Consider the following 15,636-nt stretch of genomic DNA (forward strand, 5'->3'; position numbering starts at 1 on the left):
CCTGAGTGGATTCCGGGCCTGTATGGCTGCACCGGGTAGTAACCCGATGTTCAGACTAAACCGTCAATTTACTCGGCCACAACAGCCAGGTTAATGTGAACGGTTACGTCAGAGTGCAGCTGAAGCTCGATTTCGTACTCGCCAACCACGCGGAGCGGGCCTTCGGGCAGACGAACTTCACTTTTCTCAACGTCGGTACCGGTGGCGGTAATCGCATCTGCGATGTCACGCACACCGATGGAGCCGAACAGCTTGCCTTCTTCACCAGCCTTGGAGGTAATGGTGACTGAGGCGCCTTCCAGAGCTTCGCCACGAGCCTGGGCCGCAGCCAGCTTCTCAGCTGCCGCTTTCTCCAGCTCTGCACGGCGCTCTTCGAACGCTTTCAGGTTGTCAGCGGTTGCCGCAACAGCTTTGCCATAAGGCAGAAGAAAATTACGACCGTAACCGGCCTTTACCTTGACCTTGTCACCCAGTGAACCAAGGTTTGCTACTTTTTCGAGCAGAATAACATCCATCTCGTTAACCTCTTCGTGCTTTATTCAGCCGGGCCGGAGGGCTTCATTCGCCTCCGGATGTCCAGCCAGCTATCCACAAAAGCCAGAACTACCAACAGAATCATCAGGCTTGGACCAAGCAGTACCAGTGCCAGGTAGAACAGCACCAACCACTGACCACTCAGGTTTTTACGACCGACAACACCATGAACCAGGGCCAGGCCCGCAACAAACAGCGGCAAACCTCCAACCCAGCCCAGCAGCATGGAATTCAACCCGAGAACGGGCCCTGCCACCATGGTAATCACACAGATAACCGCGATTGCCGGTGACAGCCGGAGCGAGTGAAACTCGGTCCGGAATCCGCCGGGGTTGTACAACCCGGCCTGCCAGGATCTTGCCAGCATGGTCATGCACACCCCGATTACCAGGTAGGTGCCCGCCATGCTCGCATTCATGGTTTGCCGAATGACTGTTTCCAGCTCACTGCCAAGACTACTGGCAATTTCGGCGTTGTACTCTTCGTAAAATCTCACCCCGGCCTGCACCAGATCGTTCAACAGATCCGGGTACACCAAGGGCAACATCAAGCCTGTCACAATCCCCAGGAAACTGCCTGCGAGCAGCGCTTTCTCCCACGACAGGGTTATTCTCAGGATGGACGCCATCAACATTGCCTGAAGCAACACCACCAGGGCCGTCGGGTCCTGCCCGAACCAGCTCCAGCCGAGTGCCGGAAGCAATGCCCAGAGGCCGATACTAAGCCCCTGGCTGATACCCAGTCTGAGAATGACCAGGCCAATAACCGCCGCACCTATCCAGAACAACAAGGGTATTGCAGTGGTAACTGCTGCCACCCCGCCTGCCTGCAGAGGACCGCGCATTACAAACTGTGCCAGTGCACGCATGGTCCCGGGTCCTGTTTATTCTGTTACTTAGTTGTCGTGGCTGTCCGAATACGGCAGCAGTGCCAGGTAGCGGGCACGCTTGATAGCGGTAGCCAGCTGACGCTGATAGCGTGCCTTGGTGCCGGTAATACGGCTGGGCACGATCTTGCCGGTTTCAGTGATGTAACCTTTCAGGGTGTCCAGATCCTTGTAATCGATCTCTTTAACACCTTCTGCCGTGAAGCGGCAGAATTTACGACGTCTGAAAAAACGAGCCATAACTTAACTCCTCAACTCCGGTGATGGTTTTACTCTTCTTCGTCCTGGGTTTCAGCCTGCTGACGTGGCTCGTCAGATTCAGCTGAACGACGCGGACGATCATCGCCGCCACGACGGTCTTCACGGGACTCGGAAGCTTTCATCGGGGACAGTTCGATGTCGGCACCATCGCGGCGCAGGATCATGTCGCGGATGATGGCATCGTTGAAACGGAAGTTGTGAGTCAGCTCGTCCATCGCTGCCTGTGAACATTCAATGTTCATCAGAACGTAGTGAGCCTTGTGAATCTTGTTGATCGGGTAAGCCAGGTGACGACGGCCCCAATCTTCCAGGCGATGTACCTTGCCGCCATCTTCATTGATGACGCCGGTATAGCGCTCGATCATCGCGGGCACCTGCTCGCTCTGATCCGGGTGTACCATAAATACGATTTCGTAGTGACGCATGAGTTCTCCCTACGGTTTAAACAGCCTCCAGCACAGGCACCGGTTTCAACAAACAGGGCAAATGCAGAAAGCAAGGAGGTGGCAGGCAAAGCTGCCGGCTTCTTTTTGCTTTTATCAACAAGACATTACGTATAAAGCCTGCTCAAAAAGCCGATATTGATCACCAGGATTTCAGGCAATACAACATCGCCCCCTGAAAAGGGGGTCACGTATTCTAGGCGTGTGGCTGATACTATGCAAGCCGTTGACGCAAGGCTTCGTAAAGGCAGACACCGGTAGCCACCGACACATTGAGACTGTCCACGTGGCCAAGCATGGGGATATTGATCAACAGATCACAGTGTTCCCGGGTCAGGCGCCGCATACCTTTGCCCTCGGCACCCATTACCAGAGCGACCGGGCCGGTAAAATCCGCTTGATACAGGGTATTGTCCGCCTCGCCGGCGGTGCCAATGAGCCAGACGCCATCATCCCTGATCGTACGCATAAACCGCGCAAGATTGGTGACACGTACCAGAGGTACGGTTTCAGCCGCGCCACAGGCCACTTTCCTGACGGTCGGCGACAACGACGCAGACTTATCCTTGGGCACGACCACAGCCTGGACACCCACGGCATCAGCGGTTCGCAGGCAGGCGCCCAGGTTATGGGGATCGGTAACCCCATCCAGGATCAACAGAAACGGCGGCTTGTCAGACCCTGACAGCATGGCCAGGAGATCGTCCTCACTCCATTCACGGCTTTCGGAAACCGCGGCCACAACACCCTGATGCACGCCGGCTACGCGCTGATCCAGTTCCTTGCGATGAACCACCTGCCAACGGACTCCAAGCTCATTCAGAGTTTCCGTTACCGTTTTGACACGGCGATCTTCGCGGCCAGTCTGGATCCACACCTGCTGCAAACGCTCCGGCTCACGTTTGAGGACGGCCTCAACCGCATGCCAGCCAAAAATGTACTCTTCAGACACGGCCTATTTTCCTGACTTGCGGGGCTTTCGTTTCTTGTCAGCGCCGGCGGTTTTAGCCGGCGACTTCTTGCTCTTGCCCTTACCCAGTGCAAGCTTGGCCGCTTCCGCCACCAGCTTGTCACGGGCCGACATTTCGCCATCATCATCGAACGTTGGCGTGACCGCGTCGGACGCCCCCGATTTGCCAGAGGGCTTTGAACCAGTCGCTTTCCTGCGGCGAGGTTTAGCGGCCGCATCACCAGCCGTGTCCCGGTCAGCCCTTGGAGCACGGCCAGCGGTGGATTTGCCACCCTTACCTCGTCCCTTACCTTTGCCCTTGCCCTTATCCCGCGGCTCTCGCTTGGTGACCTCCAGTGCATCCCGGTCGGCTTGGCGATGCTGTGGCTCGCTTACCAGCTCCAGGTCCACCTTGCGGTCTTCCATGCCTACACGCATCACCTTCACGCGGACCTCATCGCCCAACCGGAAGCTCATAGCGGTACGCTCGCCGATCAGGCGATGTTTGGCAGCGTCGTGATGGAAGTAGTCACCACTGAGGGTAGACACATGCACCAGGCCCTCAATGTAAACTCCGGAAAGCTCCACAAAGAACCCGAAAGGCACAACGGCTGCAATCACGCCGTCGTACTCCTCGCCTACGTGATCCTTGAGGTATTCGCATTTGAGCCAGGCCATGACGTCCCGCGTTGCGTCGTCGGCGCGGCGCTCCGTCATCGAGCAGTGCTCACCCAGTTGATGCATTCTGGGAAGATCATAAGGGTAATCCGCCAGTTCCGGGTCACGCTTGGGCGGCACCGATACGTCTTTGCTACCGTCCTCGCCGTGAATCACGGACTTGATACCGCGATGCACGATCAGGTCCGGATAACGGCGAATCGGCGAGGTGAAGTGGGCATAACTGGCAAACCCCAGGCCGAAATGGCCACCCTCATCCGGGCTGTAGACGGCCTGACTGAGAGAGCGCAGCATCACCGTCTGAATGACATTCGCGTCGGAACGGTCTGCAATACTGGACAACAGCGCCTGATAATCAGCGGAGGTTGGCTTGTCTCCACCCCCCAGCTGCAGCCCCAGCTCACCCAGGAAAAGCCGCACCGCATTGAGACGCTCCTCGGATGGGCCATCGTGCACCCGGTACAGTGATGGCACCTTGTGCTTCTTGAGGAATCGCGCCGTCGCCACGTTGGCGGCGAGCATACACTCCTCAACGATCTTGTGGGCGTCGTTGCGCTTGACCGGAACGATTTCCTCGATTTTGCGACTGGCGTCGAATATGACCCGGGTTTCCGTGGTTTCAAAATCGATGGCACCACGCTCAGTCCGGGCTTTGCGCAGCAATTTGTAGAGGTTGTAGAGGTTATGCAGGTGCGGCAGCACATGCGCGTACTGCTCCGACAGCCTGTAACCCGGCTCGGAATCCGGCCGCTCAAGCATGTCACTGACCTTGTTGTAGGTCAGTCGCGCGTGGCTGTGCATCACCGCCTGATAGAAGGTATAGCCACTGACGCTACCGTTGGCACTGATGGTCATGTCCGCCACCATGCACAGCCGATCCACACCCGGGTTCAGTGAACACAACCCGTTGGACAGCTTTTCCGGCAGCATCGGCACCACGTGATCCGGAAAGTAGACGGAGTTGCCACGGTTAATCGCTTCTTCATCCAGCGGTGAGCCGGGACGCACGTAATGGGACACATCTGCGATCGCTACCAGCAGACGGTAGCCACCACGCGGGCGCGGCTCACAATAGATCGCGTCGTCAAAGTCCCGGGCGGTTTCGTCGTCGATGGTCACCAGGCGCAGGTTGCGGATATCCACCCGATTCTGCTTGTCCTTTTCGGTCACCTCATCGGCAATGCCGGCAATCTGCTCACCGACGGCCGGCGGCCAACTGTGAGGGATATCGTAGGAACGGATGGCCACGTCGATTTCCATACCCGGTGCCATGTGCTCACCAAGTACTTCTACCACCTTGCCCGTTGGCTGGGTACGCACCGTAGGCTGGCGCAGGATGTCGACCACGACGTATTGGCCGTGCCGTGCATCATTAATGTGCTCTGCCGGAATCAATACTTCGTGGTTGATGCGAGCGTTCTCCGGAACCACAAAGGAGATGCCGCTTTCCTGAAACAGACGACCAACGGTTTGATGGGTACGATACTCCAGCACCTCTACAATCACCCCTTCGCGACGACCACGATCGTCCACCCGGTCCACCCGGGCGGCAACGCGGTCACCGTGGAAAACCTGGCGCATCTGGCGGGCTGTAAGGAACAGATCCGACCCTCCATCATCCGGGATCAGAAAACCGAACCCGTCTTTGTGCCCCGTGACACGGCCTGTAACAAGATCCGCTTCTTCAATGGGCAGGTAGGCTCCCCGGCGATTACAGATCAGTTGTCCGTCCCGGCACATGGCAATCAGCCGGCGCCGAAGGGCTTCGATGCCCTCCTCGGACTGCTGCCCCAACTCGCCACACAGAGTCTCGTGAGTGGCCGGCGCGCCCCGTTCCTTCAGATGGTCGAGTATGAACTCCCGGCTCTGAATCGGGTTGTCGTATTTGCTGGCCTCACGCTGCGCATGTGGGTCTTTGTCCGTCTTTTTTCTGGAAACCATTCGTATCCTTAGTCTGACTTCCCTGTTGGAAATCATTCGTTATATTGCGTTTGCCAAGGAGTATAACGCCGCCAGCACCCGCCTGCCTAACCGACCACCTAAAATAGACGTAAAAACCGGCCCCGGCGGGACAAAAAATATTTGACAGGCTTTTTCCGAATGATTAAAGTACGCGCCATCGGTTGACGGCAATGCCCGTAGCTGCGGCAGAAAGCCCGGAAATTCAACGAAGTAAAACGTTTGAATGCCCACCGGGAAGACTGCAAATCACCTGCCGAGGTGGTGAAATTGGTAGACACGCTAGCTTCAGGTGCTAGTGGGGGCAACCCCGTGGAGGTTCAAGTCCTCTCCTCGGCACCACTTCCTCCCTCAGGAAGTGTTAAGAATCCAACACCTTTATAAGCACATGTCGCAACAGATCTGCGCTCGAAAACGCGTGACTCTCCGCACTTTCGCGAAGAGCCTGACCGCAGCCCTGGCTTACTCCACCAGCCCCGACAAATACTCCGAGAGCCGTTGATAGGTGTAATTCACCCGGGCATAGGCCGCAGAAGGCGCTCTTTCGAACTCCCGCCCACAGGCCCGGCTGCCGCCATGACGATTCAGGTAGGCGATGTTGATCAGGTTGGGCTGGTCTGCCACGAACTCGCTGGAATTGTCGAACGGGTAGTAGAACGCCCAGTCAAACCCTTCTGTATTGCTGACCCCAGGCGTGGAACTCATTTCTTCATCCAGGAAGCCAAACCTTAGCGGCCTGAAACGGTCATTGCGAGTATCGAACTCCAGCGCCGGCGAGGTGAACTCGTCCGGTAGCGTGATACTGCCGGTGACCGTGAAAGGCTGCTGAGCAGACACCACCTGCGCCGCATCAACGTCCTCCGGATCAATATCCCCTTCGCAGGATTGGACGCTACTCGTGAGCGCCACAATCTCCTCGTTCAGGCCATCGACGGAACGCGTGAAACCGAAAAAGGCATCGTTGGCGAACTGATAGTCGGGGCGCAAAATTTCCGTCTTGCTATCGGAAGTTGCTGTCAGGGACTCGACCCGGGCATCCGCCATGGTCCACTCGTAACGGATCGCCGGCGGGCCACCCAATGCCGAGGACGACGCCAGTCCAGGATGGCAGGTGGTGGTGGTTTCGAACGTCGCGGTACGGTCCTGCCAGTTGAATGTCAGCCGCTCATCGGCCCCTTCAACCTCATGGTAGCTGGCACTCTCCTGGGACAATGATATCGAAGGCATCCACTGCACATCGGTATCGGCGATTCTGCCACGGGCATTGATCAAGCGGGCCATCTCTCTCATTGACGGCATCATGCACCCGTTTGCCGTCACAGCCGTTAACCGGCCATCTTCCGAGTAGTCGAACTCCAGTTCAGCGGACACGCTGAGGTTAGACATTGTGGCCGGCAACTCGCTCCCCTCCCCCCGGGCGAGAACTGTCTGGCGCTCAAGGATAACCGGATCGTCCAGCTCAACCGGCACTTCCGGCAATTCCAGTTCATCAATGTTGATGTTCTCGTAATTGCCTTGGGAGGCAGCGGCATCAACCACCTGAACCACCTCGAGGGCATTGCGGGCAAAGGATATACCCAGAAGATACACCGCCTCTTCACTCAGGTAGCGTTCACGTCCGTCACCATTGCGCAGGAGATTGGCGTACTCCGGCGGGAACTGGCTGGCCATGAAGCGGGCGAAGGCGCGGGCGTAGGCGTGAGCACGGTGATCACCGGACCGGATATAGTTACTGACCAGGTTCACGTTGCCGAGAGCATCAGACAGATCGGTACTGATGACCGAAAGATCCTGCAACCCAATCAGGCGGCGCTGCCGCACCAGGTGGCTCAATGGCGTGACATTGCGCACGCCAGGTGGCGCACTAAGCAGGTAGGCGTCTTCCAGCACCACTTCCCCGATGCGGGTCTGCTCCATGGTCTGGCCAGGCAGCACCACGGCAAACAGCGGAAAGTCCCTGGGATCGATATCCGGGGATATGGACGGGTCCTGCACCAGTTCCGCAGTATCCAGCGAGAAGACGCCACCTTCTCCCGTTAACGCGGTAGGCTCTCCGTCCCGCAGGGTTATTTCCGTGCCGGCGCTGTTTTCAAAGGTCATCGGGCCCGGCGTGTATTGGCTGTCACCGTCCATGTCCAGCCACACCCTGGCATTGCGCAGGTAGCCGTCAATCACCCGGCCTGTATAGGGCTCGGGCTCGCTGTAATCCTCGGCGTCAAAGTCACGGCCATCGACCGGTGACTTGTCGGATTCCTCGCCGCAACCGGCAAGGGCCAGCGTGAACAGGGCAACTGTAAAGGAGAGCAGACGTTTCATCGCGGCAACCATTGTCCTTGTTAGAGGTTGTGCCGCTACTGTAGGGGATGTTGCCGGGGGGAACCTTGATAGGTTTGGCAATTTGTAAACTTAGGTAACGAAAACGCGCCGCGGGAGCTGTCCCTGCGGCGCGCTAACGGGCACAAGCGCCTACTAGAACGAGCGCGCAACAATCTCTTTCATGATCTCATTGGTGCCGGCGTAGATACGCTGTACCCGCGAGTCCGCCCAGGCGCGGGCGATGGGATACTCCCACATGTAGCCGTAGCCGCCGTGAAGCTGCACGCACTCGTCCATGACTTTGCACTGCAGGTCGGTGGTATGCTGTTTCAGCATGGCTGCCGTTGGAATATCCAGCTTCTTTTCCAGGTGCAGTTCCAGACAACGGTCACAGAAGACGCGGGCAGCGGTGATTTCCGCCTTCATCTCCGCCATTTTGAAGCGGGTATTCTGGAACGCTATCACCGGTTTGCCGAACGCCTTGCGCTCCTTCACGTAATCCAGCGTCCACTCCCACGCGGCTTCCGCAGCAGCGACGGCGGTCAGGCCCACCTGCAGGCGCTCCGCCGGCAACTCCGCCATCAGTTGGAAGAAGCCCTGGCCTTCCATTGATCCCAAAAGCTTATCCGCAGGCACCTGAACGTCCTGGAAGAACAGCTCGGAGGTGTCCTGCGCTTTCATCCCCACCTTATTCAGGTTCTGCCCTTTCTCGAACCCTTCCCAGGCGGTTTCCACCAACAACAGGCTGGTGCCCTTGGCGCCTTCTTTCGGATCGGTTTTGGCCACCACGATCACCAGGTCCGCCAGCTGGCCGTTGGTAATAAAGGTCTTGGAGCCATTGAGTACGTAATGGTCGCCAGAAGCGTTTTTCACCGCCGTGGTTTTCACCCCCTGCAAGTCGGAACCTGCGCCCGGCTCGGTCATGGCGATGGCACCGATCATTTCGCCGGTTGCCAGTTTCGGCAAGTAATACTGTTTCTGTTCTTCGGAGCCGTAATTGAGGATATAGGGGGCAACGATGTCGGAATGCAATGTCCAGCCGATGCCGGACAGGCCCGCCCTGGACACCTCCTCCATGATGACAGCGCTGTAGCGGAAGTCCGCGCCTACGCCGCCGTATTCTTCCGGCATGGTCGGGCAGAGGAAACCAAGTTCGCCGGCCTTCTTCCAGAGCTCCCGGCTGACCTGGCCATCTTTCTCCCACTGTTCATGGTAGGGCGCCGCTTCCTGTTGCAGAAACTTGCGGACGGAATCCCGGAAGCCGTCAAGGTCGGCGTCAAAGACTGTGCGTGGAATCATGGTGTACCTCGGTGAATGACTGTGTTGTGGTTGTCGTTCACCAAGTCTCGGGGGCGCGGCGTTTTCGCTCAATGATGAAAAGCATCAATCGGGCTGACCAAAACCATCGCCCATCGGTTCAGTCGGGCTGTTTCGCCTTCGCCCTCTCCTCGCCCCAGCGCGGCATCAGATCCTGGGGCAGGCCCAGGTGATCCAGAAGTCGGGCAACGATGAAATCCACCAGGTCACTCACGGAATTCGGCCTATGATAGAACCCCGGACTGGCCGGCATGATGACCGCCCCCATGCGGGTCAGGCGCAGCATGTTTTCCAGGTGCACTTCCGAAAAGGGCGCTTCCCGGGGCACCAGGATCAATTGCCGCCGCTCTTTAAGGGCGACATCTCCGGCGCGCTCGATCAGGTTGTTACTGGCGCCGGTGGCCAGGGCAGACAGGGTGCCGGTACTGCAGGGACAAATCACCAACGGGGCTTTTTCACCCGAACCAGAAGCCGGCGGGGCGAACCAGTCTTCACGGCCGAACACCAGCACCTGCCCCGGACGGGCGCTGGCATAGCTGGCAAGCGCTTCCTGCATGGCGGCGGTGTTGCCCGGTAATTTCAGATCGGTTTCCGTGGCGATCACTACCTGTGCCGCCTTGCTGACCATCACATGCACCCGGCAGCTCGCCGCCACCAGGCACTGCAACAAACGCAAGCCGTACTGGGCGCCAGAGGCACCGGTAAAGGCCAGATTGATCACCCGCTGTTTTTCGGACGCTGCCGTCATAACTGAAGTTTCCTGATTGGATAGCGGAGGCAGGATGCCCCGTCAGCCGGATTCGCGTTCCAGTTCGGCAATCAGCTTCTGGTGAATACCGCCAAAACCGCCGTTACTCATAATGACAATATGGCAGGGACCGGATACCTGATCCAGAACCTGGCCGATCAGTTCCTCAACGCTGGCCCCGACACGATGGCGATCCGGTGTTGCCGACTCGGGACTACGGCCCTCAACTAATGCTGGCAACCAGTCCATGCCATTGAGATTGGCCCAGAATACCTGATTCGCCGCTGCAGCACTGGGCAGCAGGCTCTCCTGGTGAAAACCTTGCTGCATGGTGTTGGAGCGTGGCTCGATCAGCGCAAGGATGGTCTCATCGCCCACCTTGTGGCGTAGGCCCTCCAGCGTGGTAGCGATGGCCGTCGGATGATGGGCAAAGTCGTCGTAGACACAGACACCACCAACATCCGCAAGCAGCTCCATCCTGCGTTTGACGCCCGAAAAGCGGCACAGCGCCGCCACGGCATGGTCCGGGGTAACACCCACATGGCGGGCTGCTGCGATGGCCGCGAGGGCGTTGCGCACGTTGTGCAGGCCGGTTTGAGACCAACTGACTGAAGCCACCGGCTGTTCGTGGTGCACCACCATGAATCGACTGCCATCCTCAGCCAACAGCTCCGCCCGCCAGTCGGCCATATAGGGCACTTCGCTGCCCACAGAGGTAGCCTGCACGCTGCTCCAGCAGCCAAGTTCCAACGCCCGATCAAGATGGGCATCCAGGGCCGGGCGCACAATCAACCCACGGGACGGCACCGTTCTGACCAGATGATGGAACTGACGCTCGATGGCTTCAACGTTGTCAAAAATATCCGCGTGATCAAACTCGAGATTGTTGAGGATTAGGGTATGGGGACGATAGTGGACAAACTTGGAGCGCTTATCGAAGAAGGCGCTGTCGTATTCATCGGCCTCAATAACGAAAAAGTCGCTACTCCCCAACCGTGCCGAAACCGGGAAATCATTGGGGACCCCACCTATCAGATAGCCCGGTTCCAACCCGGCCTGCTCCAGGATCCACAACAACATGGCGGTTGTGGTGGTTTTGCCGTGGGTCCCGGCAACCGCCAGCACCCAGCGGTGACGCAGAACCTCTCGCGCCAGCCATTCCGGGCCGGACATGTAATCAATATTCTGGTTAAGAACCGCTTCCACCTCCGGGTTGCCCCGGGACATGGCGTTACCAACCAGAACCAGGTCCGGCTGAGGCTTGAGGTTGTCAGGATCGTAACCTTCCATTAACCCGATTCCCTGGGCCTCCAACTGGGTACTCATGGGCGGGTAAACCCCCTGATCGGAGCCCGTCACGGTGTGCCCGAGCTCCCTCGCCAGTACGGCCAGACTGCCCATGAAGGTGCCACAGATTCCCAGGATATGGATGTGCATTCGGTTATCGACCTCTTAAATGAAACCTGCAAAGCGTCCCGTATAGAATGCGGGTCGTCAAGCGTTCCTTATGACGTTTGATGTCATGAAAAAAAAAAGCGATTGGCGTATCATCTGCCGCACTTGATGAAACTGCAGGAGGCACCAGCCGGAAATGGCCACCAGAAACGCATTCTATGCCCAATCAGGCGGTGTGACCGCCGTCATTAACGCCAGTGCCTGCGGGGTTATCCAGACCGCCCGCAAGCACCCCGATCAGATCGGTAAGTTGTACGCCGGGCGTAACGGAATCATCGGCGCGCTCAAAGAGGAACTGATTGATACCAGCCTCGAAAGCGATGAGGATATCCAGGCGCTGATCCACACTCCGGGCGGTGCGTTCGGGTCATGCCGCCATAAACTGAAGAACTTTTCCGAGAATAAACGCGAGTACGAGCGCCTGATCGAGGTGTTCCGCGCTCACGACATTGGCTATTTCTTCTACAACGGTGGCGGCGATTCCCAGGATACCGCGTACAAGGTGTCCCAACTTGCTGAAAAAATGGGCTACCCGATTACCTGCATCGGCGTACCCAAAACGGTGGATAACGACCTGCCCTTCACCGACTGCTGCCCCGGTTTCGGCTCGGTGGCCAAGTACATCGCCACCTCTACCCTGGAAGCCAGCCTGGACATTCGCTCCATGTGCGACACCTCCACCAAGGTATTCATCCTGGAAGTGATGGGGCGCCACGCTGGCTGGATCGCGGCGTCTGGTGGCCTTGCCGGGAAAGGCGAAGGCGAGCCGCCTCACGTTATCCTGTTCCCGGAAGTGCCCTTCGAGCGTGAGCGCTTCCTTGAACGTGTGGATTTCTGCGTCAAGGAGTACGGCTACTGCGTGGTCGTCGCCTCGGAAGGCGCCCAGTATGAAGACGGCCGCTTCCTGGCCGACGCTGGCGCCAAGGATGCCTTCGGTCATACCCAGCTCGGCGGCGTCGCGCCAGCGCTGGCCAATATGGTGCGCCAGGCCCTGGGCCACAAGTACCATTGGGCCGTAGCCGATTACCTGCAGCGCAGCGCCCGCCACATTGCGTCCGCTACGGACGTGGAGCAGGCCTACTCCGTAGGCAAGGTGGCCGTGGAAATGGCGCTGGCAGGTAAACAGGCGCTGATGCCAACGATTGTGCGCGAACAGTCACGCCCCTATCGCTGGCACATTGGTGAGGCGCCGTTGAGCGAGGTCGCCAACCAGGAGAAGAAAATGCCGATCCATTACATCACGGATGACGGCTACGGCATCACGCAAGATTGCCGCGACTACCTGGAGCCACTGATTCACGGCGAGAGCTTCCCGCCGTTCGATGATGGTCTTCCGAGGGTCGCAAAGCTTAAGAATCAGCTGGTCGAGAAAAAACTGAAAGCCGACTTCCAGTTCTAAGCCGCTGACCTACAAAAAAGGCGCCACCGAATCATCGGCTGGCGCCTTTTTTTGCAGAACCGTTTATCCACCGGCAGCTTCAAACCTCTGCACGTACTGCGAGAAATGGTCGAACCCGCCAACGTGTTCTTCGCCCACAAAGATCTGGGGCACCGTATGTACGGGCTTACCAATGGTTTTTTCCAGATCCGCCTTGCTGATGCCTTCCTCGATCATGTCCACGTAGCGGTAGGGAATATCCCTGATCTCGCAAAGTTGCCGGGCGCGCATACAAAAACCGCAGGATGCACGACCGTAGATGGTGACATGATCCATAAACTCACTCCTGTTCGAAACAATGGGCGACCCTGCGTATCGTGTTGCAGTCGTCGACAAGCTGTACCGTATGGTGGCACGCCCAATGAAAAAATAAAATTAATGAACTGAATGGCGCCGATAGCCTGGACTGATGTATCCAGCGCTACCGGTGTTTCTCGGTGCAGCCTTACCCAACCGTGTGTTCAGGTTTTCAGGCGGCTCAACTCCGTCTCCAGCACTTTCACTTGCTCATCCAGTGTCTGCCCGCTGCCACTGACCCGTTGCGCCAATGCCCGAAGATCGTTGGCGGCGTCACCGATACGGGTGAGGTTGCGGTTGATCTCTTCACTGACAGAACTTTGCTCTTCCGCTGCCGTGGCCACATGGGTGACGTGTTCCACAATGGTTGCTATGCGCTCAACTACTGAGGCCAGAGAATGGTCCGCTTCACGGGTTCCCTCCACCGCTCTGGTGGCGCGATCAACGCCACCCTTGATCACGGTAACGGCTCCGCCCACGTCGCTTTGAAGGCCATCAATCATCTGACTGATCTCATCGGTGGACTCACGGGTACGGGACGCCAGTGTTCTGACCTCGTCTGCCACAACCGCAAAGCCACGCCCCTGCTCCCCCGCTCGCGCCGCTTCAATGGCGGCGTTCAGCGCCAGCAGGTTGGTCTGTTCCGCGATTCCCCGGATCACTTCGATAATACGGTTAATGTCCTCACTGCGAGTGGCAACCTGCCCTATCGCAGTGCTGGCCTCATCCATATCGCCCGCCAATGCACCCACGCCGTCGAGGGCAGACGTCAGCGTATCCTGGGTAAAACGGATGCCATCCTGGGCCATCTGCGCGTTTTCAGCTGCCTCACCCGCGAAACCTGCCACTTCACTGGCAGCGGCGGACATTTCGTTCATGGCGGTAACCACGCTTTCGATGTCCTGATGCTGGCTTTCGGTTTGCTCATCCGTTTCCTTGGCGATCACATCCACGTCTGCCGCCTGCTGGCTGACCTTGGCGTTGACATCTTTCAGGTCGTTGATCATTTCCCGTAACCGGCCCAGGAACTGGTTGAACCCGCCGGCCAGCTCGATCAGCTCCGAGTGGGTATCAATGTTCAACTCACTGGTCAGATCCCCTTCAGCACTGGCCAGGTTCTTCATCCGGTCACGGATTTCGTTCAAGGGTTTGGTTACCGAGCGAACCAGCACCACCAGAATCAGGATCGCCACTACCGACACCAGTACACCCACCATGGTCTGACGCCCGGCGGTGGTATCCACCTCGCTGGACAGCAGGCCGGTGATTTCGGCGACATCAGCCAGCGCGGTCTGACGTGGTAATTCGATCAACAGTGACCACTGGGCATCCGGCAGGTCAATCTCGATGGGGTAAGACACCGCCAGCGTGTCGCCATCGTCGTAGGTACCGCCGTCATTGTGCAGGGAAGCGTATGTTTCAGCCTGCTCAGGCAATGCTTCTGACAGTGGCCTGCCTAGATGTTCACTGTAGTGGCTGGATGCAGCAATCAGCCCCTTACTGCTCAGCAGGGTCACCCTTGATGCGCCGTCATAGAGGTTATCGCTGACATTCTGGATCGCTTTCTGGAGCGTTGACAGGTTGAGGTCAACGCCGGCCACGCCCGCAAACTCGCTCCCGCTCATAATGGGCACGACCAGGCTGGTCATCAGTTCGGTATAGCCCTCTTCAATTTCGTATTCGTAAGGCTCCATGATGCAAGGGGACAGGGTATCCTTGGAACACAGGTACCATTCCGCCTCGCGAATACCGAACTCATTCCGGTTATCCAGATACTTGGTAGCCGGATCCTCAGTGCGACTAAAGACCACATCGCCCTCGGGAGAGCGGTAATAATAGATTTCCAGGGTGCCTTCATCGCTGCTGTGCTCTTCAACGCCACCGGTGAAGTAGCGGTCCTGGCCGTCGTAGGCGTCCGGTTCGAACTGGGCATAGATCGAGCTCAGCCCATCCTGCTCTTTCAGTACTGCACCCACCGTTTCCTGAAGGGCAACGCGGCTGATGCGGCCGGAGCTGTCCGTCTGTATATTCCGGCTGATGACGTTGCGGACGACTTCCGGTGTCCGATACGCTGTGGCAAACATGCCGCTGACAACCTCACCGTATTTCCCGGCGGTTGCGCTCAACCGGTCGACGGCAAGGCTGCGCACCGTGTCACGGGTTTCGGAGGTGATTCGCTGCTCCATCTGTCCCAGGGAAAGCTGGGCAGTCACCACAATACTGATTCCCATAACCAGCAGCAGCGTAATAACCAGGGCATAGAGTTTGAAACGCAGTGACAGTTTTTTCATTGGTACAGCAACCTGTCTCAGATAGGGATTCATTATCAGCTTAGTGCCCTGAAGGCACGGCTGC

Annotated in this window: 13 protein-coding genes and 1 tRNA gene; 2 read left to right on the forward strand and 12 right to left on the reverse strand. The window is 57.9% G+C overall.

The window, feature by feature from the left end:
- Positions 1-68: 68 nt before the first annotated feature.
- From rplI to rnr, 6 genes are all read right to left on the reverse strand, one after another.
- Positions 69-515 (reverse strand): 50S ribosomal protein L9, encoded by a 447-nt coding sequence (gene rplI / locus SIC19_RS05160; RefSeq protein WP_036203904.1) that lies wholly within the window; start codon positions 513-515, stop codon positions 69-71.
- A gap of 20 nt (positions 516-535) precedes the next feature.
- A complete protein-coding gene (locus tag SIC19_RS05165) occupies positions 536-1,402 on the reverse strand; it encodes a hypothetical protein (RefSeq protein WP_036203901.1) in 867 nt (288 codons plus the stop codon).
- Between the two features lie 27 nt (positions 1,403-1,429).
- Complete coding sequence (gene rpsR, locus SIC19_RS05170; protein ID WP_007154918.1) at positions 1,430-1,660, reverse strand: 30S ribosomal protein S18; 231 nt, start codon at positions 1,658-1,660, stop codon at positions 1,430-1,432.
- 29 nt (positions 1,661-1,689) lie between these two features.
- Positions 1,690-2,106 carry a 30S ribosomal protein S6 gene (gene rpsF, locus SIC19_RS05175; RefSeq protein ID WP_036203898.1) on the reverse strand — a complete coding sequence of 139 codons (417 nt, stop codon included), beginning with the start codon at positions 2,104-2,106 and terminating at the stop codon, positions 1,690-1,692.
- Between the two features lie 232 nt (positions 2,107-2,338).
- Positions 2,339-3,076 carry a 23S rRNA (guanosine(2251)-2'-O)-methyltransferase RlmB gene (gene rlmB, locus SIC19_RS05180; protein WP_036203896.1) on the reverse strand — a complete coding sequence of 246 codons (738 nt, stop codon included), beginning with the start codon at positions 3,074-3,076 and terminating at the stop codon, positions 2,339-2,341.
- A gap of 3 nt (positions 3,077-3,079) precedes the next feature.
- A complete protein-coding gene (gene rnr / locus SIC19_RS05185; protein WP_127400800.1) occupies positions 3,080-5,692 on the reverse strand; it encodes a ribonuclease R in 2,613 nt (870 codons plus the stop codon).
- A gap of 273 nt (positions 5,693-5,965) precedes the next feature.
- Between rnr and SIC19_RS05190 the strand changes: the two genes are divergently transcribed.
- A tRNA-Leu gene (locus tag SIC19_RS05190) sits at positions 5,966-6,052 on the forward strand.
- A gap of 120 nt (positions 6,053-6,172) precedes the next feature.
- On the opposite strand, the gene SIC19_RS05195 is transcribed toward SIC19_RS05190, so the two are convergent.
- The 4 genes from SIC19_RS05195 to mpl all read right to left on the reverse strand — a co-directional run bounded on the left by SIC19_RS05195 (position 6,173) and on the right by mpl (position 11,528).
- Complete coding sequence (locus tag SIC19_RS05195) at positions 6,173-8,026, reverse strand: hypothetical protein (RefSeq protein WP_075194966.1); 1,854 nt, start codon at positions 8,024-8,026, stop codon at positions 6,173-6,175.
- A gap of 153 nt (positions 8,027-8,179) precedes the next feature.
- On the reverse strand, positions 8,180-9,325 hold the full coding sequence (locus tag SIC19_RS05200) for an acyl-CoA dehydrogenase family protein (protein ID WP_036203889.1): 1,146 nt from the start codon (positions 9,323-9,325) through the stop codon (positions 8,180-8,182).
- A gap of 118 nt (positions 9,326-9,443) precedes the next feature.
- Positions 9,444-10,091, reverse strand: a complete 648-nt coding sequence (locus tag SIC19_RS05205) for a flavin prenyltransferase UbiX (RefSeq protein ID WP_127400799.1) — start codon at positions 10,089-10,091, stop codon at positions 9,444-9,446.
- Positions 10,092-10,133: 42 nt separating this feature from the next.
- The gene (gene mpl, locus SIC19_RS05210) at positions 10,134-11,528 is read right to left on the reverse strand and encodes a UDP-N-acetylmuramate:L-alanyl-gamma-D-glutamyl-meso-diaminopimelate ligase (protein ID WP_075194946.1); all 1,395 of its coding nucleotides are present in this window, start codon (positions 11,526-11,528) and stop codon (positions 10,134-10,136) included.
- 154 nt (positions 11,529-11,682) lie between these two features.
- Here mpl and SIC19_RS05215 point away from each other — a divergent pair, with 154 nt between their 5' ends.
- A complete protein-coding gene (locus tag SIC19_RS05215) occupies positions 11,683-12,945 on the forward strand; it encodes a 6-phosphofructokinase (protein WP_036203882.1) in 1,263 nt (420 codons plus the stop codon).
- Positions 12,946-13,008: 63 nt separating this feature from the next.
- Here SIC19_RS05215 and SIC19_RS05220 read toward each other — a convergent pair whose 3' ends face one another.
- Together SIC19_RS05220 and SIC19_RS05225 are read right to left on the reverse strand one after the other, a co-directional pair.
- Positions 13,009-13,260, reverse strand: a complete 252-nt coding sequence (locus SIC19_RS05220) for a GrxA family glutaredoxin (RefSeq protein ID WP_036203869.1) — start codon at positions 13,258-13,260, stop codon at positions 13,009-13,011.
- A 185-nt stretch (positions 13,261-13,445) separates the two neighbouring features.
- Positions 13,446-15,572, reverse strand: coding sequence for a methyl-accepting chemotaxis protein (locus SIC19_RS05225; protein WP_075194945.1), 2,127 nt, complete (start codon positions 15,570-15,572; stop codon positions 13,446-13,448).
- Positions 15,573-15,636 lie beyond the last annotated feature (64 nt).

This window comes from Marinobacter sp. MIT930201, from assembly GCF_047122665.1.
In the GTDB taxonomy this organism is placed as follows: Bacteria; Pseudomonadota; Gammaproteobacteria; order Pseudomonadales; family Oleiphilaceae; genus Marinobacter; species Marinobacter salarius.